Genomic DNA, 26,175 nt, shown 5'->3' with positions numbered 1-26,175 from the left:
AATCGTAAATTGGGGGTTTTGTTGAAAGTGATATGATTAACATTTGTTCACATGGTTGTAATACGGCGTAACTATTCAAACTTTGCAACGTTTTGAAGGTTTTTTTTGTTTTGTGTCGAAAAAATATAAAACTATAAAGCGCTGTTTGTGAATGTTTTGCGCATATAGGACTTGATTTTGCGGGAGTGAGACTACCCGAATGTTATCCTATTCTATATTTGTTTCATCAACTTTAAAAGGAAACATATTATGGAAAGAAAAACTAACCGATCGAGAAAATTGGCCGTATGGCTAATGGTGTGGACCTTCATGGTCTTGGGTGCTGCCACAGGGAAGGCAGAAAGCAATCATTTGGATCAGAATGAATACATGAAAGTCCGCTATGACGAAAAAGAGGGAAAGGTGGTTCTGATGTATGATATATGTAGGATAAGGACTCAATCAAGCTGGTCACTGCCTTCTTATATAATGTATTTAAAAATACATGTAGTGATTGATAATAGTACTACATACTGCTATTTGATTAATAAAGTAGGAGAAGGAGATTATGGAGGATCGCGAAGTTTTTCTGTTACAAATCAAGTGTTCGATCAGGATCAATATGGGATGTGGGTGACTCAACACAAAGACGGGTGGAGCGATCCGCAAAAAAAGAACCGTCAATCATTGTCACTTAATAGTTATGCCGATGATAAAGGCTGGAAAACAGAAACACATTGGTACATTCCCCAACGTTTCATGGGAAAGACAGTAAAGATTATTTATGAATATCATTATGATTATGCTTATAAAGAGAGTCTAACAAAAGAAGGTCGAGAACCGATATTAGGGAAAAAAACATTCGAGGTAAATCTCACCTCACCTGTCCATAATCTATCCCTAAACGCGACGGAAGATTTGGCACAAAACCGTATTAAATTAAACTGGAATATAAATAACTTTAATAGTGACAGGGCAGTCGATGGAACAGGAAGGTTTATTGTCGAGAAACAGATAACCGGAGATTCAAAATGGACTGTATTACAAAAGGAAAGCTCTTTTACCAATAAAGACGCTCAGGGTGAAATACTGATTCCCTTGAATAAATTTTCCAAAGACGAGTTAAACAAAGGTTTCAAACTTCGGGTTGTCAGGGAAAGAAAACCATATCATGAAACGCATACGATGCCGATATTTTATGCTACCTCAAATGCCACTTCAGAGTATAGATATCCGACTATAAATAAGTTGGAAACAGGAAACCTGTTGGATGGAAGCGTGCAATGTAAGTTGATATTAGCCAGCAAGGCGAATACACGGACTACGTTTGAAGTTCAGCGTGCAACAAAAGCTGATTTTTCCGACAAAGAGTCCATTGGAAATATAACCATTGAAAGTGGGGAAAATACAGGTCAGCTTATCGACAAGATAAAAGACAGAAGTAAGGGTTTTATTTCCTATTATTATCGGGCGAAACCCCAGGAGTTTGGACAATGGGAAACTCTTTTCTCTATCAAATCACATATTCCTTTTAATACAAACTATGCCTTTCCCGAAAGTTTTCGTTTTGAAAATAAAGGCAACACATCCGTTCAGGTTTCGTGGGATGCGGTAACAGATGGAATATGGGAAGAGGGGTTTAAGTATAAACTGACGATGACTTCAAGCAGCGGTGTCACTCCTGTGTATTCGGGTAATAAAGCTACGACCTCTTTGTCAATCGATCAGTTGGAGATGTGTACGCCTCTAACTTTTGAAATAGCGGTCGTAAAAGGAGAAGGCTCTATGGAAACTGCTGTCGGCAAGCACACCTTTGAGAAAATTGTACTTCAGGATAATACTATTGCTCCCGCCATAGAATACTTTAAAGCCTCTAAAGGGGTGACGGCAGATGCCGTTAAATTGGAATGGAAAGTAAAGGAGGATGAATACGCCAACAATTTCAAACGTTTTATATTGACCCGTAGGCCTTTATCAGGAAGCAACGAAAATACCTCGATGAGTCAATCGGAAGTTATCGGGCGGTTTGATTATGAAACGGGAAACTACCTGTACACCTATCGCGATCCGGATCCGGATCCGGGGATCTATTACGAATACGTGATTGCGGGACAGGTAGAATGTAATGGAGTCGTTTCTACCATCGCGACGTCAATCATTTCATCCGTTGGATTCAAACAGCCTTATGGTGTTGTCAGCGGGAATATTTTATATACCGATAAGATGACTCCAGCCGTTGGGGTGTCGATTCTGGCAGAAGGAACCAGCAGCATACTGAATCGTTCGATGGAGTTCAAGCAAGAGGCCTGGACGCAAGTGCGGATTCCTTATAAACCGATCTTGGTTCCCCGAAATGGTTTTACCTTTCAGGCGTGGATAAAGTTTAAGGATTTTGCAACGGCAACTACTAAAAATCAAACCATTATATTCGCAAACAACCTTTACGCCTTGGATTTCAGTACAGAAAATAAGCAATATCGATTCTTTGTTATCAAAGGGGCATATGAGAACAGAAAAAGCTATGTGATTGAGTTTGATGCAGATAAGTTAGATAAAGATACCTTTGACTTTACTGATTTTCATCATGTTACCGTCGTGAATAATTATGCTACTGAAAGTGTCATTTTATACATAAACGGGAAAGAGGTTGGATCAGCCAAAATTACAGATGGATGTTATTCGCCGGAAGAAGATCCGGCCAATGTTTACATTAATCTGGGACGCTGGTTTGATAGTGCCTCCATCCTCAACGGCTATATGGATGAGGTAAGGTTATGGGACTACTCGCTGACGGAAGATGACATAAAGAAAAACTACGACCGCTATCTTTCCGGAAAGGAATATGGCTTGGTGGCCTATTACCGGTTTGACGAGTTCTTCGGAGAAGATGTGTATGATTATTCCGGATCGGGATCGAACTACAATGAGAATCATGCCAAAATCATGGGTTCGGCAACCCGTAACACAACAGAGGTGCCTACCAGTGAGCAATTGTCGATCAAGGGGGTCACAGACGATTACGGGAATTACCAGATCACGACTGTGCCCTATACAAAAGATGGGTCGGACTATCGGTTGATACCTTTATTGGGAGGACATTCGTTCACACCTCCACAGAAATCTCTTTTTTTCTCACCGAACAGCCCGGTGCATAATAATATAGACTTTGTCGATAATTCGTCGTTCATTGTTTCCGGTTATGTGTATTATGCCGGAGGTGACTATCCGGTGGAAGGTTGTAGTTTTCTGGTTGACGGGAAAACTGTGACCGATATGTATGGCACACCGATTCTGTCAGGCGCGAATGGCTATTACGAGATTCCCATACCGATTGGACAGCACGAGATCAAGGTGGAAAAGACCGGACATGTTTTTGCAAATAATGGACGAGCGCTGCAGAATGGAATAAACCCGGTTATTTCGAATCCGTGTAGTTTTAATTTCACAGACAGCACGCGTGTGAAAGTGGTTGGTCGCGTCGTGGGAGGAAAGGTGGAAGAAGCAAAACCCCTCGGATTTGGCGAATCGAAAAACAATATCGGTGCAACCACGATCAAGCTTGTGGCTAAAAAGAATTATGACTTGTTTGACGGAGATACGACCATCGTGAGAGAGCATAATAACGGTGAATGGAAAAAGGAAAACCTTGTCATGCAGGATGTAACGAATATGAATATCCATGGAAGTGAAATTGAAATAACTGTTAGCGAAGAAACAGGAGAGTTTGTTGTCGATCTGTATCCGGAAGCTTATCTGATACAAGAGATTACTTACGGGAAAGACAAGTATAACTTTTTATTGGAAGCAATGGAAGAGTTAGATCTGACTCATTCCGCCGTAGATGATACGAGTATGATGCAGCAAAGTATCCGTACCTGGGTCGATTCGGTTGATGTGCCGGCGTCTGGTAGCCAACCTGCCTACCGGAAAGCAGTAACCCGTTCGGATACGGTTTATTATCACGCGACCTGGTCTTATATTCATCAGGCATATCCCTCTTTTAGCGTTCAACAATTGGACGGAAGTACTCCTTTGTATTATTTTGGAGATGAGAACTTTACCCGTGCGAATCCGATTACGGGAGAAAAGCTGGAATTAACGTTGGTATCGAAGGTGAACGGGGAAGCAAAATATGAATTTGACCTGCCCGTATTTTCTCAAAGCAATACTTATAAGTTCAAGTTTAGCGCATACGAAAAATATGTGAATGACATCAAAGACATTACAGATGAGGTCAAAGTGTCTACCGGTGAGATACGGATATCGAACGATCTGGCATTGGAAGATAGGCGACCCACTATTCAGTTGGATAGTATTGGGGAAGCGACCTACTCCTTCTATGTCGGAGCGCCTGAATTAGTAGAAGGTGTTAAGAGTTTCAGTGCGGTATTGTATATAGATAATATTCCTTACAACTGGACGATGAAAGATCCTTCGTTGTCGGCCTATGTGCTTGGTGCTAAATCGACAGGTACCGACTTTGTAACAGCAGGTCCGGATGAAATCACGGCCGTAGTACATGATCCTCCAGGTAGCAATAGTTACTCCTATCTGGAAAAAGGAACCAGTTTTACCAAGACATCGGATATTTCGATCACAGGTGGGCAGTCGGTAGACGCTTCCGTATTACTCGACGTGGGTACTAAAACGATTACCTGGACAGGAATCGGTGCCGGTGTCATCCTGGAGTCGGAGATCGTGGCTGAAGTAGAGACAGGCGTTACGGAAAGCACAACCTATAAAAACACAACGCAAACGGAAAAGGTAACCACCTTTACCGAACGATTTCAGACCAAGGACGATCCCTTATATGTGGGGCATTCAGGAGATGTATTTATTGCTAACTCCACCAATATCCAATATGGGGAAACCAATGCGATCACCATTTTGCATAGAGACGAATTGGAAACGGCTACCAACGAAAGGATCTCTGAGTTTATCGAAGGAAGCGATTATGTGATTGGTAAATCGAAAGGATTGGCCTTTGGGTTGACCTTCGATACCCGGTTTGCTTATACGGAAATGGAAATCATTGAAACCAATATCCCCAAATGGAAGAATCTGATTCACTCTTTACTGAAAAATGAAGAGCCTGATCCGACCGCACTGGAGGCTCCTTACTACCGGAGTAAATACAGTAAGAGTGATTCGCTGTATTTCGGGAAAAGTAATATGGATCCGATATTCGGAAATCAGACAAGAAGGAGTGCTTATGAAGGGCCGAGTTATGAGATTATTTTCCCCGTAGGATATCTGGAATCTGAAGAGATGGATTCGTTTGTCGACTCCATACAGTATTGTCATGATCAGATCAATCTGTGGGAAAAAGCATTGGCAGAGAATGAGCGAAGAAAAGTAGAGATGGATGTGATCGGTAACTATAGCTTCGGCGCCGGTTCACAAATAGAATATTCTCAATCGACTACCAATAGCTATACCACCTCCAGTGAATTTACCTTCCTGCTTTCACCTAAAGTGACAGGCAAAATAGGAGGAACGGTCTTAGGAATCGGTATGACGGTGAATACCTCATCCACCATAAACATTGGTACGGAAAGCTCTTCCTCATCCGGTGCATCAGAAACAAAAACCGTAGGGTTTGTTTTATCCGAAGAGGGATTGACGGATCAGATAAGTGTTGATTATGGCTGGACAGAGGCGGGAATGATTGCCTTTAAGACGCGCGGTGGTCGCACCTCCTGTCCTTACGAACCGGAGGTGAGAACCCAGTATTATGAACCTGGCGTGCATGTGTTGAGCGAATCAACCATGCAGGTGGATGTGCCCGATATATCCGTCAAGGGAGGCAACACGCGCCTGCGTGTGCCGAGCCATCGTCCGGCCTCTTTCACACTCGAGTTGAAGAACCTGTCGGAAATAGGATGGGACAACTACTATGTATTGATGGTAGATGATACGACAAATCCGCATGGAGCGGTGATAAAAATAGACGGCCTTCCGATTGGAAACGGACGCACCTTCCTGCTGCCGGCCAATGAGATTGTGGAGAAAACACTGACAATAGAGAAAGGACCGGATCAGAATCTGTATGAAGATATCCGTATCATACTGGCAGCGGAATGTCAACAACAGTCTCTTTTCGAAGATGTGTTCCTTTCGGCAGAATTCCTGCCTTCTTGTAGTGATATATCTTTTGCTTTCCCCAGGGAAAACTGGATTGTCAATTCGGAAACAGGAGATACGCTGGATATCGTATTGGAAGGATACGATGTGAATTACAATAATTTTACCTATGTTGATCTGCAGTATAAAGAATCCTCCGCATCGACTTGGATTAGCTTGCAGAAGTTCTTCCTGAAGGAAACGGGTAGTTACCAACCGGGAGATATCCTGATCGAAGAGTCGGATACAAATATCCGCTATCGTTGGAATATGTCTCAAGAACTTGACGGCAGGTATGAACTCAGGGCGCGTACCGTATGTGAAACCGAAGATGGCTATCTGTTGTCTGAGATGATAACGCCTTCTATCGCGGGCGTGAAAGACAATGTGAAATTGCAGCTGTTTGGCAAACCTCAACCGGCAAACGGTATCCTGACGGGTACCAATGATCTGATGATCCGCTTTAACAAAGATATTAATGAAGGAATGGTGTCGGAAAGGAACTTCACAATCACAGGAGTGAAGAATGGATCGTCAGACAATCATTTTACTTCGGTTCATTTCGACGGCGTAGCCGGGAATGTGACCATGGAGCAGGAAATCAATCTGGCCAATAAATCCTTTACAGTTGAGTTCTGGTTGAAACGAGAGGCACTGGGTGCGTCAACTGTCTTTAGCCATGGCACGCAGAACGAATCCTTCTCAATCGGATTCACGGAAGCCAATAAATTGCAGGTAACAGTGGGTAATACTGTTTTAACCAGCGAAGAGGCTATCACGAATACCAGCGAATGGGGACATTATGCCATTGTTTATGACCATACAAAAACAACTATTTCCGCCTATTATGCAGCAGGAAGCTACGGTAGCGTATTGTTTACCGGCAAGCAAGCCGCGGCATACAATGGAATGGGGGTTATTAAAGTGGGCTCATCACTGACCAACACGAATCATCTTGCCGGGAATATGCACGGATTACGTCTTTGGGACAGAGCCCTTACGCAAAGTAAGGTGTCGAAAGATCGGAATGTGCGCCTTCCGGGCAATACGCTTGGACTTATCGGTTATTGGATGATGGATGAAGGAAAAGGAACCCTGTTGCAGGATAAGAGCGCGAATCGTCATGGAGCAATGAATGCCTCCTGGAAGATTCTTCCCGAAGGACACGCTCTTTCTTTCAATGGACGGGATGCTTACCTGACAATCAATACCGGTGCGACGGTTGTTATCGACGAAGAACAGGATTTCTCTATCGAAATGTGGTTCAAAGGCAGTACGGCAAACGGAACGCTCTTCTCGAGCGGACGTGGTGATGGAAATGATAATTCAACAGGCGGAAAATTGAGTATCTATTTCGAAAACGGTACGTTGAAGATGGCGTCGAAAGGATTTGTACACGACATTACCTCCACAAACTACCTGGATAACAAATGGCATCACTTTGCCTTAGCGGTGAATCGTGCCGGTAGTGCGAATGTATATGTGGACGGTGAGCTTCAGACCTATATGGACGGCATGGAGATCGGTTCGTTAGCAAATTCAGAAATGCACATAGGCATGCGTCGTTGGAACGGCACAAGCTCCGACCTGCCGTTTAACGGAGTGATCGATGAGTTCCGCATCTGGAACTTGGCCTTGACGCAAGATTACATCAGCCGAAATAATAATGTAAGGTTGTTGGGTGGCGAAGTCGGTTTGATTGCTTATTATCCGTTTGATACATATATTGTTAATAATAATCAAAATAAAGAACTCGCCTTCTCGCTGAGTGATCAGGTGAACGAGGCGAATACGCCGGTGGCCATTTCTACGAATGCTGTGGAAGTAGCCGAGATTGCTCCTGTAAAAGATGCGGGACCGGTAGAGAACTATCAATTTAAATATGTGACTAATAAGGATCAGATTGTGTTGAATCTGACTGAATCCAGTGACCTGATCGAACGTACCTATATAACCATTACGGCAAAAGGTATTCAGGACCTAAATGGGAATGGTATGAAATCACCCGTTTCCTGGAGTGCTTATATCGACAGAAGCTTCCTTCACTGGGAAGAGTCTGAGCTGCAAAAGACCAAAAAGAATGGTGAATCGTTGACGTTCGATGTGAAAATCGCCAAATTAGGTGGATACGAAGAGAACTATACCATTGAGAATATCCCAAGCTGGCTGACCATTACGCCAAGTAGCGGAACGATTCAACCGGGAACCACACAGACGCTTCAGTTTAAAGTAGATGACGGATTGAATCCGGGTATCTATGAAGAACAGATCCATTTGAAAGGGGAATATTCGCATACCTTGTTGTTTACGCTGAACGTGGGTGGTGAAAAGCCCGATTGGTCGGTCGATCCGGGGAAATATGAAACATCCATGTCGATGATTGGTCAGTTAAAGATCAACGATGTCATCTCGAAAGATGAGAACGACCTGGTGGCCGCCTTTATCAATGGAGAATGTGTCGGAGTGACAAGCCCCTTATACAATAAAGGGTATGACGTATGGCAGGTGATGTTGAATATCTATTATTCAACGAATGATGCCCCGATTGAATTCCGTATATGGGATGCCAGCACAGGTAAGACCTATGCCAATGTATTACCGAGCAATATTTCCTTCGTGCCTAATACACTGCATGGTTCAGCCTTGAATCCTGTTATTTTTGCAACAACCAACAGCATGTTGCAGACAATCGACCTGAAGGCAGGTTGGAACTGGGTATCATTTAATATGACCTCCTCTGTTTTCAACGATGTCAATAAGCTATTTGCCGGTATCAAAAACGGTGTTGAGCTGAAAGGACAAGCATCGGGAGCGTTTAGCCGCTACGACAATGAATTAGGCGGATGGCTAAATAGCGATCTGGGTGGCAGTGGAGTAAACACTACTCAAATGTATCTGGTGAAGATGGATGGCAATAACAAACTGCAGATTTCCGGAACGCCCTTGAATCCGGCACAAACATCGATCCATTTGGCAACAGGCTGGAACTGGATCTCGTTCATTCCACAATCCAATATGGGAGTAGGAGAGGCATTTGCCGGATTTACCCCCAGTGAAGGCGATATTGTTAAGAGTATGACCGGCTTTGCCGTCTACGATTCCAATTTAGGTTGGGTGGGCAGTCTCTCCTATATGATGCCCGGTGTGGGGTATATGTATAAGGCAGGATCTGCCAAGAGCTTTACGTATCCTGAGCGCTCGTCGTTGTCGACTAAAGCATCATTCGATTGGGAAACTCCGGTGGCGGAAGAACATATAGGTGAATCCTCACCGTATGAACATAACCTCTCCCTGATTGCAGAAGTAGATTATGGTACGGAACTGCCGGCTGCAGCTGAGCTTGTCACCCGCCTGAACGGGACGATCACCCATACAACGCCTCTTGTCGAGGTCGATGGCAAACAACTCTTCTTTGCTACCATACCGGGAGAAGAATCGGATGATATGATCTCCTTCAGTCTCCAGGTTTACAACGAAGAGTTCCCCTTGCGTGAGAAACTTGGCTTCGACAAGAATGCCGTGTACGGCAGTCTGGGGAGACCTCAGACATTGACTCTGTTGGCAAACAACACGCTTGTCTATCCCAATCCATTTAGCTCAAGGCTTACTGTTGAGGTAGATACCCCTGAAACCAATACGATCACCCTGAGTATGTATAACCTGATGGGCGTCTTGGTTTATCAGTCCAATCATAATGCTGTTCCGGGATTGAATCATATCCAATTGGATCGGAGTAAACTGGATTCGCTGATTGAAGGAGTGTATGTCTTGCAGGTTAAAACCGGTGAGAGAATCGACTCTTTCAAGCTGATTAAGAATAGATAATAATCGTTTAATTCCCAAAAGGATGTGTCAAAAGCTGTAACAGGCTTTTGATACCTCCTTAAACAAAAAAATAAAATCTTATGAAATCAATTAAATATATATATCTATTGTTTGTTTCTATTTCCCTTTCCCTCTGTATCTCCTGCGGGAAAGACGACGAGAACGAACCGATCCCATCAAACGATACGATTGATTGGGTACAACCTAAGGTTGAGAGCTACGAATACAGTATGACTTATATTGCCCAGGTCGCTTTCCCGGATGGTATAAGCAAGAGTACAAACACAGTTGTGTCGGCCTTCAGTGGCGAAGAATGTCGTGGTATGGTCAGCTTGAAATATGAGGCGGAGTATGATCTGTATATCTGCTATCTGACGATTGTGAGCAACCGTCTCTCTGATGAAAAGATCGTATTGAATGTGTTCGATGGAGAGAATAAAAAACTCTATAATAACGTACAGGTCATCGATTTTGCCAGTAATAAAACGTTAGGATCCGCTCATGAGATACTAAATTGCAAGTAACACTAACACCCCCCTGATAGAAACCTACTAACCCTTTTCCAAATAGGTTTCCTTTATCAGCCATCTCTTTGACAGCGGTCATGGCAGGTGGCTGATTTTTTAAGAAACTGTTTTGAATTTTATGGGAGCTTCTTAATCCAAGAATTTCGGATTAAAGATCAGGTAGCCGATATTCAACCCGAAGTTAAAGTTCTGTTTCGGGTAGCTGTAGCCATTGGCGAAAACGCTTAACGAGATAAAAGGCAACTGGACAACCAAAGCGGCTTCGCCCATGTATTCAAAGTTACGGAGGAATTTGCCGTAATAAGGCTTCAGCTCTTCGTCTTTCCGGATCTCATACAAGGGGTTGAAGGTGTAGAGATCCAGGCGCAGATGCGCCACCCGGCTTAGCTTGAGAATAGGAGAGATTCCTCCCGCAAGGTATTGGTTGGCCCGGAATGCTTCGTTAAAAACAATCTTACTATGCGGAGTTGGTGTGAATGCCGGTGCCTGCAACAGGCTTGAGGTATAGTTGTTCATCAGGTTCTTACTGGATATAACCGTCTCAAGTGAGTAGCCCAGGTTGAAACGGCTACTTAATACATGGTAATTCTCTAACCTTCCTTTCATCTGCAACCAGCTGTGGTGCTGCTCTTTTGTCGACCGGCTGTCGGCGGTTGCTTTCTCTTTGAATATTTCATTCCCCGACACAAAGAAAGCCGTCAGGGCTTTTCGACTACCGGAGATAGGGTATTGCTTTGAGTTCAATGTGTTCTGATGCAGGCTCAATGATATCTGAAAGAGATTATAGCGGCTATGGTCGAAAGCGGTGAGGTCGGACGACTGCAAGTAACGGTCATTCAGGCTTCCTATGCCCACGCCGATTTCAGCCTTCGCCTTGTTCATAAACGGCAACCCAAGTATCAGCTTGGCATACCCCTCCTTTTGCTTCATAATGGCCGGTACGACATCCTCATAGAAAAGCGATTGGCTTTCCGAAAAGTTTTTATGCGAATAAACACCTCGCAGATTGAGGAAAGAGGGAACCCGGCTTTGCAGGTACACCTTGCCATCCAGCATAATACCGCTAAAAGAGTTTCCCACCTGGAAATTGGCTACGGCCTCCGATGCCAATTGCCCCAGGAACTGATACCCGATGCCCAGAAAGAGCTGATTCGCCTGATGCGACGATACGTTACCGCCGAACCCGATACTCACTTCCTCTTTCATCTTTACATCCAGGTAAAGGTCGAATTTGTTCTCTTTCCGGTTGTAGATCGCATGGGGGATGATCTCGCGGATCTTTGAGTAGGTCAACATCTTGAAATAGGCGCGCCGGAACTCTTCCATGGAAAATTCCTTGTTGATGTCGCGCTGCAATTGTGCTTCGATATACAATTTCTGTGCATCGCTTACGCCTGTAACATATATATTCCTGAAAACAAGGGGTGGAAGGCTCTCTTTGTAGACTTTCCGGCGGGCGTTGACCTCCTCTAAGGGTACCTCGCGGGGCACACGTGCCTTGATCGAGTCGATAAGCAATATCGTGCGGTTGTATCCTATGTCCATCAACTCTTTTGCCCTCGGGAAATCAAGCAGGTTGACGTCCGGAAAACGAAAATGGATCATCATGCCCTCTTCTTCCGGCACGTCATAGTTTGTCCGCTGCATGACCATGTTTTCGATCTGGTTCGTAAGCGTTTCCGACACCTTTCCCTGGTCGGCTCCCGCAACGGCTGAACCGAATATAAAGTCGGGATTGAAATCCTCCCGCATGGGATCTATGGGGAAATTGTCATAAATACCCCCGTCGTAAAGCGGTATGCTATCTTTCCAGATAGGCTGGAAAACAAAAGGGAAACTCATGGAGGCACGCACGGCGTCTCCCAGGTCGCCATTGCGGAAGACAATAGCCTTTTTGGCATAAATATCAGAAGCTACGCAGCGAAATGGGACAAACAGGTTATCGAAATTCCAGGCCGCTTTGGCCGTTGCCTGCGCAAAGAGTCCCATAAAAGCCTGGTTCATCTGGATCGGATTGATCAGGCTGGTTGGGGTGAGAAAGTTGGGTCTTATCTGCAAAGAATCTGAAAAATCGATGGCAAAATGGCCAAACGCAGGGGTAGGGTAGGGCTCCCGGAAATAATAACTGTATTCTTCCCCTACCAGCCCCGACTGCCAATAGGAAAATTCCTTAGAAAGCAATAACTCCAGCATCTCATCGGGCGAATAGCCCATGGCATAGAGGCCGCCTATTATGGAACCAATGGATGTCCCCGTTATATAGTCAATGGGGATATTGTTTTCCTCTAACGCTTTGATCACCCCGATATGGGCTGCTCCTTTTGCTCCGCCACCACTCATCACCAAACCCACCCGTTGAGCCGGCAAGGAGATCGGAAGTAGAAAAACAAAGAGTATGAGGATTATTTTTTTCATACGAATGGCACTGCTTACATACAAAAATAGATCTATTTTCAATACACACAATAAACTTAATTGCTTAAAATAAAAACAATCCTTCGAAGCGAAAAGTTTTACATAATTATAACATTCTCAGAAACAAATCATTCCTTGTTTTTTATAGCTTTGCTGTAAATCATTTTAAACAGGTGAGTTATGAAAAAATCTTTAGTTAGCATGGTATGCATGGTGTGCCTGTTGTCAGGCATCAGTCACGGGGGAGCTGTCGCCCAAACGTTTAAATATTCACCCGATTATAAAGCCATCCGGGTGGATAAGTCGAGACTCGATCGCGTCGATCAGGTATTACAAGACTATGTCGACCAAGGGATTATCCCGCATGCGTTGACCTTTGTGGCCAAAAACGGGCAGGTGGTTCATCATAAAGCCTTTGGCTGGAGGGATGTGGAAAAGAAGATTCCTCTGCAGAAAGACGATATCTTCCGGATGTATTCCCAAACAAAGGCGATCACCTCGGTAGCTCTCTTAATCTTGTTCGAACAGGGTAAATTTCAATTAGACGACCCGGTGGTGAGGTATATACCGGAAATGACGGATCAGGTGATCGAACGGCGGATCAGCGATACGAAGGTCGATACCCGTACGGTGCGCCAGCCGGTGACCATACGCCATCTATTGAGTCATTCGTCGGGGGTGAATCCACAGCGAGATATGATGAAGAGCGATTATCCGACCCTGGCCGAATATGTGAAAGATCTGGTGAAATGTCCGCTGTTGTTTGAACCGGGAACGAACTGGAACTACAACCCCGCTTCGAATGTGTGCGGCTATCTGGTGGAATATTTCTCGGGAAAGCCTTTGCAGGAATTTGTGCGCGAAGAGATATTGGAGCCCTTAGGCATCAAGGATATGGCCTATTTCTACGACGAATCTTACCGGGAGCGCTTTGTGACAGTCTATCGCCAGAATGAATCGGGCGCCATTGAACCGACTGAGATGTGGAGCGGCAAGAATCCTTTCGGAGCCGATCGGCGTTATGCGGCAGGCTCCAGTGGTTTGAGCGGGACGATCGAAGGGTATGCCCGCTTTTGTCAGATGATACTCAATTATGGTGTGTTCAACGGAAAGCGCATCTTAGGTCGTCATACCGTAGAAATGATGAAAGAAAACCAGTTGCCCTATCCCAACAGTGGAGGAGCCGATTTCCAGTTTGGACTGGCTTTCCAGATTCATCCCGAAAACCCTGTGGAGCGCAAATCCATCAGTAATTTCACGCCTATGGTCTCTCCCGGCGCACTCTCCTGGGGCGGCATGGCCAATACCGATTACATCATAGACCATAAAGAAGATATGATTATCCTCCTGTATACTAACCGTGTTCCCGATACGAAAATATGGGAGAAATTCCTGAACACTGTTTATCAGGCATTGGAGTAATCTCTCGATAACAAAGAGGGGTACAGCCGCTTTGTTAAGCCTTTTGCCGCTGACCCGGGGAGAGGCGGTCTCTCTCCAAATGTTAAAATCGCGATTGTAAGCAAAACGGCCGTTTTGCTTACAATCCCATACGTTAAAAAGTGTTTCTCCCGGGAGTTTGTCTTCGAACTCCCGCTTTTTTGCGCGCAAAGTCCCGCTGAAATTACAAATCGTAAATTGGGTGTTTTGTCGAAAATAGGCAAATTAACGTTTGTTTACATTGTTGTAGAATGGCTGAATATTGCCCCATTAGGCATATTTTCTAAAAAAAATAATTATATTTGTCTGTCGAAAAGAATGACAAACGCTGTGACTAAGACCTTTTCTACATACAACGAAACTTTAACTAACCACTGGAATCCCTTCCAGGCGGGCTTGGTCGGACGATGCAATCGATTTCCCCTCTTTATCACGGAAATACTTCAGGATATGAAAATCAATTAGATCAATCTGATATAACAGCTCGTGCCTTACGGAAAAAGGCATTTTTCCGTGGACTATGAAATAGACGCAGATCTTGTGATCATAAGAAAAAAACGAGAGTAATTAAATAGATGTCAAACTAAAAAGAGAATCGAATGAATAGACGCAATCCACCCTTATAACTATGCAAAAAAGTAACAGAACCTAACAAAGTATCAACCTTAAACATTTTGTAATTCTATGAAACAAAGCTTTAGATCAGGCGATACCTATCGCCCACGGAAAAAAGGCTCTAAGACTATGAAAACAAGTATTCTTTTTCTATTCTTGAGCATTGGAATGGCTTATGCGACAAATGGTTATAGCCATGATGTTATGTTTGCTATGGAAATGAACAACCTGGAACAAGACCGGATCACGGTTACGGGTCATGTTGTGAGCGACTCCGACGAACCGCTTATCGGAGTGAATATTCTTGAAAAAGGCACCTCGAACGGCACCATTACAGATATTGATGGTAATTTCACCTTAGACGTGGCCAATCCGGAGGCTGTCCTTGTGTTTAGCTATATTGGCTTTATAACCGAAGAGGTGGCATTGAATGGCAAGACGCAGCTATCTGTCGTCATGGAAGAGGATGTGGCTAAAATCGGTGAGGTGATTGTGGTGGCGTATGGTACACAGAAAAAGAGTTCTGTGACTGGTGCTATCTCTGTGGTGAGCGCTGAAAAGCTGAAAACAGTCACATCGCCTAATGTGAACTCGATGCTGCAGGGGAAAGTGGCCGGTGTACAGGTGTTGAACAGCTCCGGACGTCCGGGCGATGCAGCGACAATCCGTATCCGTGGTAAGGGCACCCTGAACTCGTCGGTCGATCCGTTGTGGGTGGTCGACGGGGTGGTCTCCGGAACGGGAGCTCAGTTGAACCCGAATGAGATCGAAACCATCAGCGTATTGAAAGATGCGGCGGCAACAGCCTTGTACGGATCGCGGGCCACCAATGGGGTTATATTGGTGACAACCAAGACCGGGCGGATGGGTGAAAGCAAGATTGATGTTTCCGCTAAGTTCGGTATATCAAAGCTTACCTTGGGCAAGTTCAATCTGATGAATTCCCAGGAGTTGTATGATTATACCCAATCGATGGATAATCTGGAGAACTCGGGTATTCTTACCTGGTTCAATAAAGATGTGCTTGCGTATGATACGGATTGGTTTGATATAGCCACACAGAATGCCTTTACACAAAACTATACGGTTTCGTACACCTTTGGTAACGAAAAGATCCGCTCTTTCCTGTCGGGCGACTACTACGATGCCGAAGGGACAATCAAAGGATTTGAATACCAGCGCTACAATCTCAGAAGCAATACGGATTATAAGGTAAACGATCGTCTGACATTGAAAGCAAAGTTCTCCGGCAGCTATTGGCAAGATGACAACAAGCAGCATTCTATCTATAGCGCTATGACCTATCTGCCCTGGGATTATCCCTACAATCCGGATGGTTCGGTTCGGAAAGGAACGGAAAAAGACTGGCATGGGCGTGATGCTTCTAACTACCTCTACAACCTGCAGTGGAACTACGACAGAGGAAAACAATTGGGTATAACGGCTAATCTCGGATTCGATTATCGTTTTACGGATTACCTGGTATTTGAATCGAATAATAATATCGGTTACCGATACCATCTGACGGAAGGATATACAGACCCTCGTTCGACTTCCGGCGCGGCAGACAATGGCCATTTGAGAGCGTCCAATACGTTCTATACCTCTCGGTATGCCAATCAACTGTTGCGTTTCAATAAGATCGTGAATAACATACACGAGATGAGTGCTTTCCTGGGGTATGAATACAGTGATTATAAGCAGGAGTCCAACAATGCGGAAGGACGCGGTATTCCCGGCGGCGCTGAGGTGTTGGGTGTGGCTTCAAACGCTTATGCCGTAGGTGGCGGTAAGAATGAATGGGCGATGCAGTCGGTTTACTTTAATGCCAATTACACCTATAACGACCGGTATATGGCACAGTTCTCTTATCGTGTGGATGGTTCTTCCCGTTTTGGAAAGAACGATCGCTACGGAGGCTTCTTTACCTTCGGTTTAGGATGGGCTCTCGATCAGGAAGAAATGGTGAAAAAGATCGATTTCATCGATCAATTGAAGCTGCGTGCCAGCTACGGATCGATCGGTAATACGCCGGGATCGGGCAATTATGGCTATATGTCTGTCTACTCCCTGAGCACCAACTACAATGGTGTTCCGTCGGCTTTTCCGAAACGATTGGGTAACTATGCGTTGAGCTGGGAGAAATGTTATGAAACCAATATCGCGTTGGATGCCCGCCTGTTTGACCGGGTTGGTTTGAATATCGACTATTACAATAAGAACACCTCCGATTTGTTGTACCAGGTTTCTTTATCTTCCATCACCGGGTACGACAGCCAGTACCAAAATATCGGTGCGGTGAAGAACGAAGGGGTTGAAGTAACGATAAGCCCGGATCTTATTCGCACAAAAGATTTCTTGTGGACTCTGGACTTTAATATCGGTTTCAATAAGAGCAAGATTAAAAAACTGTATGAAGGCAAACCACAGATTTCGGGCAATAAGATCCTGGAAGAGGGGATAGCGATCGATACCTGGTATATGGAAGAATGGGCCGGGGTGGATGTCCAAACCGGTGACCCGATGTGGTATATCTATAATGAAGACGGAAGCCGCACGCAGACAACCGATTTATCGAAGGCAACCCGCGTGAAGCAAGGTAGTTCGAATCCCGATTTCACCGGAGGTTTGATGACTTCATTGAGCTACAAAGGCTTGTCGTTGTCAGGCGCCTTCACCTTTGTGTCGGGCAATAATATCTATCATTCTGCCCGCCAGTTCTATGATAACGACGGTGCCTATATTACATTCAACTCCATGAATCTGAAAGATGGATGGAACCGTTGGGAAAAACCGGGCGATATTGCCACCCATCCGAAACCGGTAGCCGGTGGTAACAAAGACTCACAAAAGAGATCGGGGAGATATTTAGAAGATGGCAGCTATTTCCGGTTGAACAGCCTGACGCTTTCGTATGATTTGCCGGCAAATCTATTGAAGAAGGCTAAGATAAAATATGCCAGCATCTCTTTGTCGGGTGAGAATTTGTTTACGATCACAAGCTTCTCCGGTCCCGATCCTGAAATCGGAGCAGGAAAAGACAACGGAGATCCGGGCACGGATGTCTATCCTCTGTCACGCCAATTTACTTTGGGAGTCAATCTTAGTTTCTAACGACATTAAAAAGCAAATGATATGAAAACATTACTAAAATCATTTCTGTTTATGATGGCTTTCCTTCTCCTGAATAGCTGTGACCTGGAACGTTTGCCATATGATGAGATCACAAACGAAAATATGGATGCGAACAGTCTGGAAACAATCACGCTGGGGAATTATGCCAAATTAAAAGAGGAATATTACTATAAAACGATCCATTATGTGAATGAATTCGGAGGGGATAACGTCTCTTTGAGCGGAACGACATCCGATTTGTTCTACAACCTATACACATTCAGACGCTCACGTGATAACTATTATCCTGGCCGCGTCTGGAAGTTTACTTATCAGACGATTGCGAGTGTCAACAATATTATTCAAGAGCTTGGGGAAGGCGAGAGCGAGGTGCTGGATCAGGTCTTGGGGGAAAACTATTTCCTTCGCGGCTTCCTCTATTTCAACCTGTGTAATATCTTCGGACGCCCTTATGCGCAAAGCCCTGAAACCAACCTGGGTATTCCTTTGAAGCTGACAGCCGATCTGGATGATTTCCCGACACGTGCGACGGTCAAAGAGGTGTACGACCAGATTGTGAAGGATCTGTTGAAAGCGGCTTCGCTGATGGGAAGTGAAAAGACGAATATCTATGCGTCTAAAGAGGTGGCTTATGCTTATTTGTCGCGTATTTACCTGTATATGGGCGAGTGGGCGAAAGCGAAGGAATACGCGGATCTGGTGATTGACTCAGGAAGATATACGCTTCTGCGTGGCGATACGTACCAGAAATACCCCCGCCATGTTCCGGAAAGCAATACGGAAACGATTTTTGCTATCCGCATGGTGAAAGATAAGGATTTTCAAGACTATCATATGGCGTGGTATTCTGTCGGATCTGTCTATGCGAAGATCAATGAAAACGGATGGGGAGAAATGTATCCTTCTTCGACCTATATGGAGTTGTTGAACGAAAACGAAAGCGACCTGCGTCATGCTTTTGTAGTCGACCAGGTAAAGGCTCCGGGTGTTTTGTGGATGTTGTATGTGGTAGGCAATGAAAGTACGAATACCTATACCTATGAACATGCGACTGTAACGAAAGAGGGCGATGAGTATGTGATCGATGCGGCGAGTGCGGCTCTTTATACCAGTGATATCGTTCAGAAGGAAACGGACAATGGAAAGATTCGCTATTATGTGACAAAAAAGAGTGATAGTAAGAAATACTATGTGAAGATAGAAGAGGCGTTGGAAGATCGTAATGGTTTCCCGATTCGGTTCATCTATAAAGTATCGTTGCAGGAAGATCAGTCGCATCTCTATTCTCCGGTGTATATCCGTTTGGCAGAAATATATCTGAACCGGGCAGAGGCCAATTATCATTTGGGTAATGATGCCGCGGCTCTTAGCGACCTGAATGTAATCCGTGAAAGAGCGAATATTCCGGAATTGACTCTCTCGACATTGCCTGCCGGTAAGGATCTCTTGGAGTGTATTCTGGATGAAAGACGTTTGGAATTGGCTTGGGAAGGACATCGCAAGCTGGATATTTTCAGAAATGGCTTTACCTTGGATCGTCGGTATCCGGGTACCCATTTAAGTGGTTCTCCGGTATTCCCGGTTGTGCAGCCAACGGCTGATATTGTTGTCGAATACATTCCACAGGCAGAGCTGGATGCCTATCCGACCGAATTGATTCAAAATCCGTAAACTGTAGAGTTTTTATATGAATAAAGGAGGGTGTGTGTCGACGTATCATACGGCGACACACACCCTTCTTTTAGTGTTGAATCAGAAATTAAAAGGGAGCGGGTAGAAGCCCTTCCCATACATAATAATCAGGAAAGAGGGGACGTATCCTGACCGATTCCCGGAACAAACCGAAAACGGAAGATCCCGATCCGGACATGGAGGCGTAAATGGCTCCGTTATCATAAAGCTGTTGCTTTATGGCAGCTATGGCAGGGTATTTATGGAACAGATGAGCCTCAAAATCATTTGTCATTTCCTCTCTCCATGTCTCTACGGGGCAAGTGATGACCTCTGTTAATGATCTTTCCGGCTTCCGGGGAGTCACTCCGGCGTATGCCTCGGGCGTGGAGACTGCGATCGGTGGTTTGACCAAACCGAAATAATAGCCTTCCAGTGAGATGGTAACCGGTGTGAAGATATTGCCTGTACCCGTCGCAAAGACAGGTCTGTTTTGAATAAAGAAAGGACAGTCGGCTCCGATCTTAGCTGCTATTTCCTCCATTTCACCGGACGATAGCCCCAGCGAACAAAAATCATTGATCAGTTTCAACATGAAGGCCGCATCCGAGGATCCTCCTCCCAGTCCGGCACCAAAAGGTATCTGTTTTAAAAGGTGGATGTCTAACGGTGGAATGGCCTGTTTTGTACGAAGCAGAGCCAATAGGCGCATCACTAAGTTGCTGGCAGGGTCTCCTCCGATAGGAATACCGGTTTGCATAAAATGATCGTTCCCTGTTGCCGAAGGGACAATTTCCAACGCATCTTTTACCGGGATCGGATAAAAAACGGTCTCTATGTTGTGGTAACCGTCAGGACGCTTACCCACAACATAGAGACCTAAGTTTATTTTCGCATTCGGGAAACAGATCATAGTTGAATGAAGAAAGAAGAGTGAAGAGTGAAAATATTCTTCACTCTTCATTCTTCATTTAGTTTTTCTTAATGTTAGGAAGTTCCAGTCCGTATCCTTTTTTCTTGTCTTCTGCTTTCAGCATAAGCGCCACAATAACGGCTAATACGCCGAAGAGTGTGAAAATCAACATCGGAATAGTGTAGTCGTATGTTACAGTACCATCAGGAAGAGTCGTCATGGCATACTTATCGATCACCAGACCAATGATGAAAGGCACGCCCATCAATCCCCAGTTCTGCACATAGAAAATCAATGAATAGGCAGTACCCAATTGCTTTTGCGGAATGATTTTAGGCACAGAAGGCCACATGGCCGAAGGAACCAGGGAGAAGGCAATACCCAGTACAATCATGATAATGGTTGCAAACCACCATACATTCAATATCGGTAAGGCAAACAGGCCATGTACGACAATCAACATAAAAGAACCGATCAACATCAATGTGGCTCCTTTTCCGATGCGGTCGTACAAACTACCAAACAAAGGAGTCAATAAGATCGTGCCAAAAGGAAGGAGACTTGGGATATAACCGGCCAGACCCTCTTCGACCCCATATTTGTAGATCATGATTTTCGTCGCAAATTTCAGGAATGGGAATACGCCTGAATAGAACAATACGCACAGGAATGCGATCAACCAAAACCCTTTGTTGGTTACGATCATTTTAATATCGCTCAATTTAAATCCTTCTTCTTTCTCTCCGTCCAATGATGATTCGATGGATTCATCCAGTTTTTTGTCCATAACGGCATACACAAAGAAAGAGAGTGTTCCGATACACAATAATAAGGCGCCGATAAGAACAGGAGCAGAGATGGCACCAAAATGTTTTGCCAGTGGAAGAGAGAAGCCTAAAGCGCAGGCCGTACCGATACGTGCCAGAGCAACCTGGAGTCCCATAGCCAATGCTAATTCATGCCCTGTAAACCACTTAACGATCACTTTGCTTACGGTGATTCCGGCAATTTCTACGCCCATACCGAAGATGGCAAAGCCTAAACCGGCAATCATCACCTGTGCGTTCACACCGAAAATCGTTCCTGTCATCGTGAAATAGGAAGAAACAGCATACGCCTTTATCAAGGCACCGGTGAGCATCAATAAACAGGCCATTTTACCGGTAAACCGAATCCCCATTTTGTCTAAGATAATACCCCCGAGAATCAACATCAAAAGGAATACATTGAACCAACCATAAGCACTTGTAAACAGACCGTACTCTGTTCCACTCCAGTTGTATGTGCGCATAAGTAGGTCTTCCAGTGGCGCCATTACATCGGTAATAAAGTAGCCACACATCATAGTGAACGAAACAATGATCAGTGCTGTCCAGCGTGCGGCTTTTGAGTCGTTTAGTTTTTTACGAATAATTTCTGTCATGATATTAGTATTTAGTTTAAAGAATAATCTGTTTCTTCAAAAAGCGGAAGCGCTTCCGCTACGATAAAATTGCTTCCCCCGATAAAGACTATATCTTCATCGTTGGCCGTAGCCATCACGGCAAATACCGCATCTACCACTGAAGGGAATACTTCGCCTTTTAAACCGGCCATTTCAGCGTATTGTGCCAACTGCTCGGCCGGAAGAGCACGGTCAATGGAGGCTTGAGTGAAAAAGTAATACGCCTCTTTTGGCATCATTTTTACAATCTCTTCGATGTTTTTGTCGTTCGATAAGCCTATGATCATATAAAGATGAGGACGCTCCTTAGCTTCCGCCTCCAGTTGGTAGGTGATGTATTGCCAGGCGCCTACGTTGTGCCCGGTATCGATAATGGTGTAGGGATGCGTCAATACCTCCTGCCATCTGCCTTGCAATCCGGTGATTTGGGTTACATTCTCAAAGCCGTTTTTAACGGCTTCCTGCGGAATAGTCACTCCCAGTCCGGTAAGCACCCGAAGCGAACAGAGGATAGTTTGCGCGTTCTTGAATTGTGCTAAACCACCCAATTCACCGAACAACATGCCCCAATCCGTCGTATCAAAAAACCATTCTCCATATTCAGACAGATGGGCATCACTCTTCAATACATGCTCTTCACTTGGTATATGTAGCGACGCCTGCATCTCTTCTGCCTTTTTCCGGAATACCTTTTCCGTGATCTCATCCCCCGGTTCTCCAATCACCACCGGAACACCCTGTTTGATAATGCCCGCCTTTTCATAAGCGATCTCGCCCAGGGTATCTCCCAGGAATTGGGTATGGTCTTTGCTCACATTCGTAATGATGCTGAGGATAGGCGTAATGATATTTGTGCTGTCTAAACGTCCGCCGAGTCCAACCTCAATAAGCGCAAAATCCACCTTTTGATCGCGAAAATAGGCAAATGCCATGGTCGATGTGAGTTCAAAGAAAGAGGGGTGGAGGGGTTCGAAATCCTTTTTGTATTTAGCGACAAAGTCGACCACGTATCTCTCCGAAATCATCTCTCCGTTTACCCGGATACGCTCCCGGAAGTCCACAAGGTGAGGCGAGGTGTATAAACCAACCTTATAGCCTGCCTGTTGAAGAATGGCAGCCAGTATATTCGAAACGGAACCTTTCCCATTGGTGCCTCCTATATGGATACATCGATAGGCTGTGTGCGGATGATGTAAAAGAGAGTCTAAAGCCATGGAGGTATCTAACCCCGGCTTATAGGCCGAAGCACCGCTATGTTGATAAACCGGTGTGCTTGTATAGAGGTAATGAAGCGTTTCTTCGTATGTCATTTCCTTAGAATTAGGCATGGGCAAAAATAGTCAAATTATTCTTTACCTTTGTATCTTCATTAAGAATAGTGTGTCAAGATGGAAGATAAACAACAAATAGTGTATATACCGCAAGGCGGAGTCTGCTCGAAAAAGCTTTTGATCGATATTGAAGATAATAGAATTACCGATTTGCGGGTCGAGCGTGGTTGTGAAGGAAACGCGCAAGGCATTTCCGCTTTGATAAAGGGCATGTCGGTTGATGAGGCCATTTCGCGTCTGGAAGGTATTTGTTGCGGTAGCAAAACTACCTCCTGCCCGGATCAGATCGCCCAGGCGTTGAAAACCTATCAATCGGAGCTTTGAGCCAGCGGCAGGGTAAACCAAAAGGTCGCCCCCTTTCCCTTTACCGAATCAACGCCCATTGTCCCCCCTGAATCTTCAATGATCTTTTTCGCAATAGGCAATCCTAAGCCCAGTCCGGTCTTGAAATTGTCAACTTTATAGAATTGAAGAAATACCTTTTCCCTCTCTTCTTTGGGAAGCCCTATACCCGTGTCCTTGATTTCTACCCGGAGTTCGCAATCATTTTGTTTCTGATAGCTTAAGGTGATTGTCCCTTGTTCCGTGTATTTGTTTGCATTATCCAATAAATGGAATAACACCTGCACAATCCGTTCGTGGTCGGTCAAAACCGGGCAGGAGGGAAGGCTCTGATCGAAGATAAGTTCTACATTCGGATTCCGGTTGTTGTAGTTGATGCCGACGGCCTCTTCGCATACCTTCTTTATATCGGTGATTCTCCTGTTGTATTCCAAAGTGTCCGATTCAATCTTTGTGAAGTTGAGAATGTTGTCTATAATATTTAATAGGATAAAATTGTTCTTTTGAATCAGGTCGATGAAGTATTGGTTTTCTTCCGTTTTATTGTTTTCGGCCAGAATAGAGGAAAAGCCGACAATCACATTTAATGGTGTTCTCAGCTCGTGACTCATATTGGCAATGAAGGCCGTTTTGATTTTGTTTGCCTCTCTGGCTTTAATCAGTTCCAGTTCATTCTCCCGTTGTTGGGTAATGTCGGTGGTCAAGCAAATAATTTTGCAGGGTTTGTTTTCTGCATCGTATGCATACGTGTGAAAGTAGGTGGTCGCCCATCGCAATTCATGGTTGAGATATTGCCGGTACGTTTCCGTAAAAGAGTCGATTTCACCGTTAATAAGGCGAGCAATTTGTTTTTGTATTTTTCCCCAGTCTTCTTTGTGAATCTGTTCTAAATGTCCTCCTTTATGGTGGTTGCGTTGACTCTCGGAAGAACGCAGAATGACGCTATGTTCGTAGTCAAGCAGACTATAGTCAATGGTTACCTCATCGTTTGGAATATCATATTCCCAGATGTACGAATTGCAGGTGTTGATCACCATGCTCAGTTTAGTGAAATTGGTTTTCATCTCCTCTTTTTGTTCATTTTGAATCATCAGAGAGAAAAGATCGGAGAACAGATGCAGGTTGTCGATCTCCGATTCAAGCCAGGTATGTGTCTTACGCGTATGTTCTATGCCTAAGAATCCACAAATCGTATGCTCGCAATGTATGCTGGTGCATAGCGTCGACTTAACACCATTCGCAATCATTAATTTTTGGGCAAAAGAGGCTTCCGGTGGCATTTGGAACACATCGTCAATGATCGTGTCTTCCCCTCGTTTGATTTTATTGATCCACCAGGGAAAATCTTTTTCATAGATCACTTTAGCGTCCGACAGCTGGTTGCTTAAGAAGGAAGCAATGCCATCGGATCCATCGGTGGATATATCATGAATAAAAGAGATAGAATTATCGGCTTCATTGAAATAGCCAATATAGATCCTGTCGGCTTCGAAGAATGTCAATAGCTTCGCAAAGCCTTTGTCGATCGCTTTATACGGATCGCTGCGTTGCATAATCCGTAGTACTTCCTGAAGGGTCTTCCTGAAAGGAGTTTTATTCATAGTTCGGGTGTCGGATGATAGTAAAGGTTGGTATTCGGACATAAGAATATAAGGTTTGGTTTTGTTGTTATTGCAAATATAACATTTTCTTGCAATAAATCAGTCTTTTATAGGTTAAAAGTTAACCGTGGACGACGATCATCTTATATCCGATACCCCTTACATTCAGAATCCGTATCGAAGGATCGCGGGATAGCTTGCGGCGAAGTTTGGTGATGAATACATGTAGGCTGCGTGTGTTGAAGAAGGAGTCGTCGCCCCATAGGTCGAGCAGAATCTCTTTCATAGGCATCACCTGATCGCGGTTTTCGCAAAGTCGCTTGAGTATTTCTGATTCCCGGTTGCTCAATGCCTCCTTTTCTCCCTGAAAAGAGAGTGTCTGGGTGAGCGAGTCGAATGTGTATGCACCAATTTCAAACAGGTGGATCTCCGGTTTGCGGTATTCCACCTTGTGAAGCAATGCCTTGATGCGGATAATCAGTTCCGCCATGCCGAACGGCTTTTTCAGGTAATCGTTTCCGCCGATCTCAAATCCTTCCACCACATCGGAGGCTGCCGAGCGGGCGGAGAGAAACAGGATCGGGATGGACGGATCGCTCTGGCGTATCTCTTTGACCATGGAAAAGCCATCCATGGCGGGCATCATCACGTCGGTTACGATGATGTCGGGCGTCTTTTCCCTAAACAGGCGCAGTCCTTCTCGACCGTCTTCCGCAATTTGAATATCAAACTCCGGGCCATCCAGCGTGTCTTTAATGATCATCGCCAGGGTTGCTTCGTCTTCTACCAATAAAACGTTGATCTTTTCCATCCT

General features: G+C 44.7%; 12 protein-coding genes. 6 read left to right on the top strand and 6 right to left on the bottom strand.

All coding sequences use genetic code 11. From position 1 onward, the window contains the following. Nucleotides 1-249: 249 nt before the first annotated feature. A complete protein-coding gene (locus tag M2137_RS04325) occupies nt 250-9,927 on the top strand; it encodes a LamG-like jellyroll fold domain-containing protein (RefSeq protein WP_280765232.1) in 9,678 nt (3,225 codons plus the stop codon). Nucleotides 9,928-10,007: 80 nt separating this feature from the next. Beyond that, on the top strand, nt 10,008-10,451 hold the full coding sequence (locus M2137_RS04320; protein ID WP_280765231.1) for a hypothetical protein: 444 nt from the start codon (nt 10,008-10,010) through the stop codon (nt 10,449-10,451). 132 nt (nt 10,452-10,583) lie between these two features. On the opposite strand, the gene M2137_RS04315 is transcribed toward M2137_RS04320, so the two are convergent. Continuing rightward, nucleotides 10,584-12,869, bottom strand: coding sequence for a patatin-like phospholipase family protein (locus tag M2137_RS04315; protein WP_280765230.1), 2,286 nt, complete (start codon nt 12,867-12,869; stop codon nt 10,584-10,586). 180 nt (nt 12,870-13,049) lie between these two features. Between M2137_RS04315 and M2137_RS04310 the strand changes: the two genes are divergently transcribed. The 3 genes from M2137_RS04310 (at nt 13,050) to M2137_RS04300 (ending at nt 19,730) form a co-directional block, all read left to right on the top strand. Then, complete coding sequence (locus M2137_RS04310) at nt 13,050-14,291, top strand: serine hydrolase domain-containing protein (RefSeq protein ID WP_280765229.1); 1,242 nt, start codon at nt 13,050-13,052, stop codon at nt 14,289-14,291. Between the two features lie 762 nt (nt 14,292-15,053). Further along, entirely contained in the window at nt 15,054-18,038 is a 2,985-nt protein-coding gene (locus M2137_RS04305) for a TonB-dependent receptor (protein WP_280765228.1), read from the top strand. 21 nt (nt 18,039-18,059) lie between these two features. Continuing rightward, complete coding sequence (locus M2137_RS04300) at nt 18,060-19,730, top strand: RagB/SusD family nutrient uptake outer membrane protein (protein WP_280765227.1); 1,671 nt, start codon at nt 18,060-18,062, stop codon at nt 19,728-19,730. A gap of 88 nt (nt 19,731-19,818) precedes the next feature. Here M2137_RS04300 and ispE read toward each other — a convergent pair whose 3' ends face one another. Genes ispE through M2137_RS04285 form a run of 3 tightly spaced genes read right to left on the bottom strand, consistent with a single transcriptional unit; the run spans nt 19,819 to nt 23,397 of the window. Beyond that, nucleotides 19,819-20,643 (bottom strand): 4-(cytidine 5'-diphospho)-2-C-methyl-D-erythritol kinase, encoded by an 825-nt coding sequence (gene ispE, locus M2137_RS04295; protein WP_280765269.1) that lies wholly within the window; start codon nt 20,641-20,643, stop codon nt 19,819-19,821. Between the two features lie 58 nt (nt 20,644-20,701). Continuing rightward, nucleotides 20,702-22,066, bottom strand: coding sequence for an MFS transporter (locus M2137_RS04290; RefSeq protein WP_280765226.1), 1,365 nt, complete (start codon nt 22,064-22,066; stop codon nt 20,702-20,704). A gap of 11 nt (nt 22,067-22,077) precedes the next feature. Further along, nucleotides 22,078-23,397 carry a folylpolyglutamate synthase/dihydrofolate synthase family protein gene (locus tag M2137_RS04285; RefSeq protein ID WP_280765225.1) on the bottom strand — a complete coding sequence of 440 codons (1,320 nt, stop codon included), beginning with the start codon at nt 23,395-23,397 and terminating at the stop codon, nt 22,078-22,080. 78 nt (nt 23,398-23,475) lie between these two features. On the opposite strand from M2137_RS04285, the gene M2137_RS04280 reads away from it, so the two are divergent. Then, nucleotides 23,476-23,742: a TIGR03905 family TSCPD domain-containing protein gene (locus M2137_RS04280; RefSeq protein ID WP_280765223.1), complete on the top strand. Its 267-nt coding sequence runs from the start codon at nt 23,476-23,478 to the stop codon at nt 23,740-23,742. On the opposite strand, the gene M2137_RS04275 is transcribed toward M2137_RS04280, so the two are convergent. Continuing rightward, nucleotides 23,727-25,403 carry a GAF domain-containing sensor histidine kinase gene (locus M2137_RS04275; RefSeq protein ID WP_280765222.1) on the bottom strand — a complete coding sequence of 559 codons (1,677 nt, stop codon included), beginning with the start codon at nt 25,401-25,403 and terminating at the stop codon, nt 23,727-23,729. The genes M2137_RS04280 and M2137_RS04275 overlap by 16 nt on opposite strands. Nucleotides 25,404-25,482: 79 nt before the next feature. Then, nucleotides 25,483-26,172: a response regulator transcription factor gene (locus tag M2137_RS04270; protein ID WP_280765221.1), complete on the bottom strand. Its 690-nt coding sequence runs from the start codon at nt 26,170-26,172 to the stop codon at nt 25,483-25,485. Nucleotides 26,173-26,175 lie beyond the last annotated feature (3 nt).

This window comes from Parabacteroides sp. PFB2-10 (genome assembly GCF_029893085.1).
In the GTDB taxonomy this organism is placed as follows: Bacteria; Bacteroidota; Bacteroidia; order Bacteroidales; family Tannerellaceae; genus QVMG01.
This window is presented reverse-complemented; position numbering and strand designations above follow the sequence as displayed.

What these genes read in the sequence shown, in the direction of transcription:
- M2137_RS04325 (WP_280765232.1), top strand. Translation starts at nt 250, where the DNA reads ATGGAAAGAAAAACTAACCGATCGAGAAAATTGGCCGTATGGCTAATG.
- M2137_RS04320 (WP_280765231.1), top strand. Translation starts at nt 10,008, where the DNA reads ATGAAATCAATTAAATATATATATCTATTGTTTGTTTCTATTTCCCTT.
- M2137_RS04315 (WP_280765230.1), bottom strand. Translation starts at nt 12,869, where the DNA reads ATGAAAAAAATAATCCTCATACTCTTTGTTTTTCTACTTCCGATCTCC.
- M2137_RS04310 (WP_280765229.1), top strand. Translation starts at nt 13,050, where the DNA reads ATGAAAAAATCTTTAGTTAGCATGGTATGCATGGTGTGCCTGTTGTCA.
- M2137_RS04305 (WP_280765228.1), top strand. Translation starts at nt 15,054, where the DNA reads ATGAAAACAAGTATTCTTTTTCTATTCTTGAGCATTGGAATGGCTTAT.
- M2137_RS04300 (WP_280765227.1), top strand. Translation starts at nt 18,060, where the DNA reads ATGAAAACATTACTAAAATCATTTCTGTTTATGATGGCTTTCCTTCTC.
- ispE (WP_280765269.1), bottom strand. Translation starts at nt 20,643, where the DNA reads ATGATCTGTTTCCCGAATGCGAAAATAAACTTAGGTCTCTATGTTGTG.
- M2137_RS04290 (WP_280765226.1), bottom strand. Translation starts at nt 22,066, where the DNA reads ATGACAGAAATTATTCGTAAAAAACTAAACGACTCAAAAGCCGCACGC.
- M2137_RS04285 (WP_280765225.1), bottom strand. Translation starts at nt 23,397, where the DNA reads ATGACATACGAAGAAACGCTTCATTACCTCTATACAAGCACACCGGTT.
- M2137_RS04280 (WP_280765223.1), top strand. Translation starts at nt 23,476, where the DNA reads ATGGAAGATAAACAACAAATAGTGTATATACCGCAAGGCGGAGTCTGC.
- M2137_RS04275 (WP_280765222.1), bottom strand. Translation starts at nt 25,403, where the DNA reads ATGTCCGAATACCAACCTTTACTATCATCCGACACCCGAACTATGAAT.
- M2137_RS04270 (WP_280765221.1), bottom strand. Translation starts at nt 26,172, where the DNA reads ATGGAAAAGATCAACGTTTTATTGGTAGAAGACGAAGCAACCCTGGCG.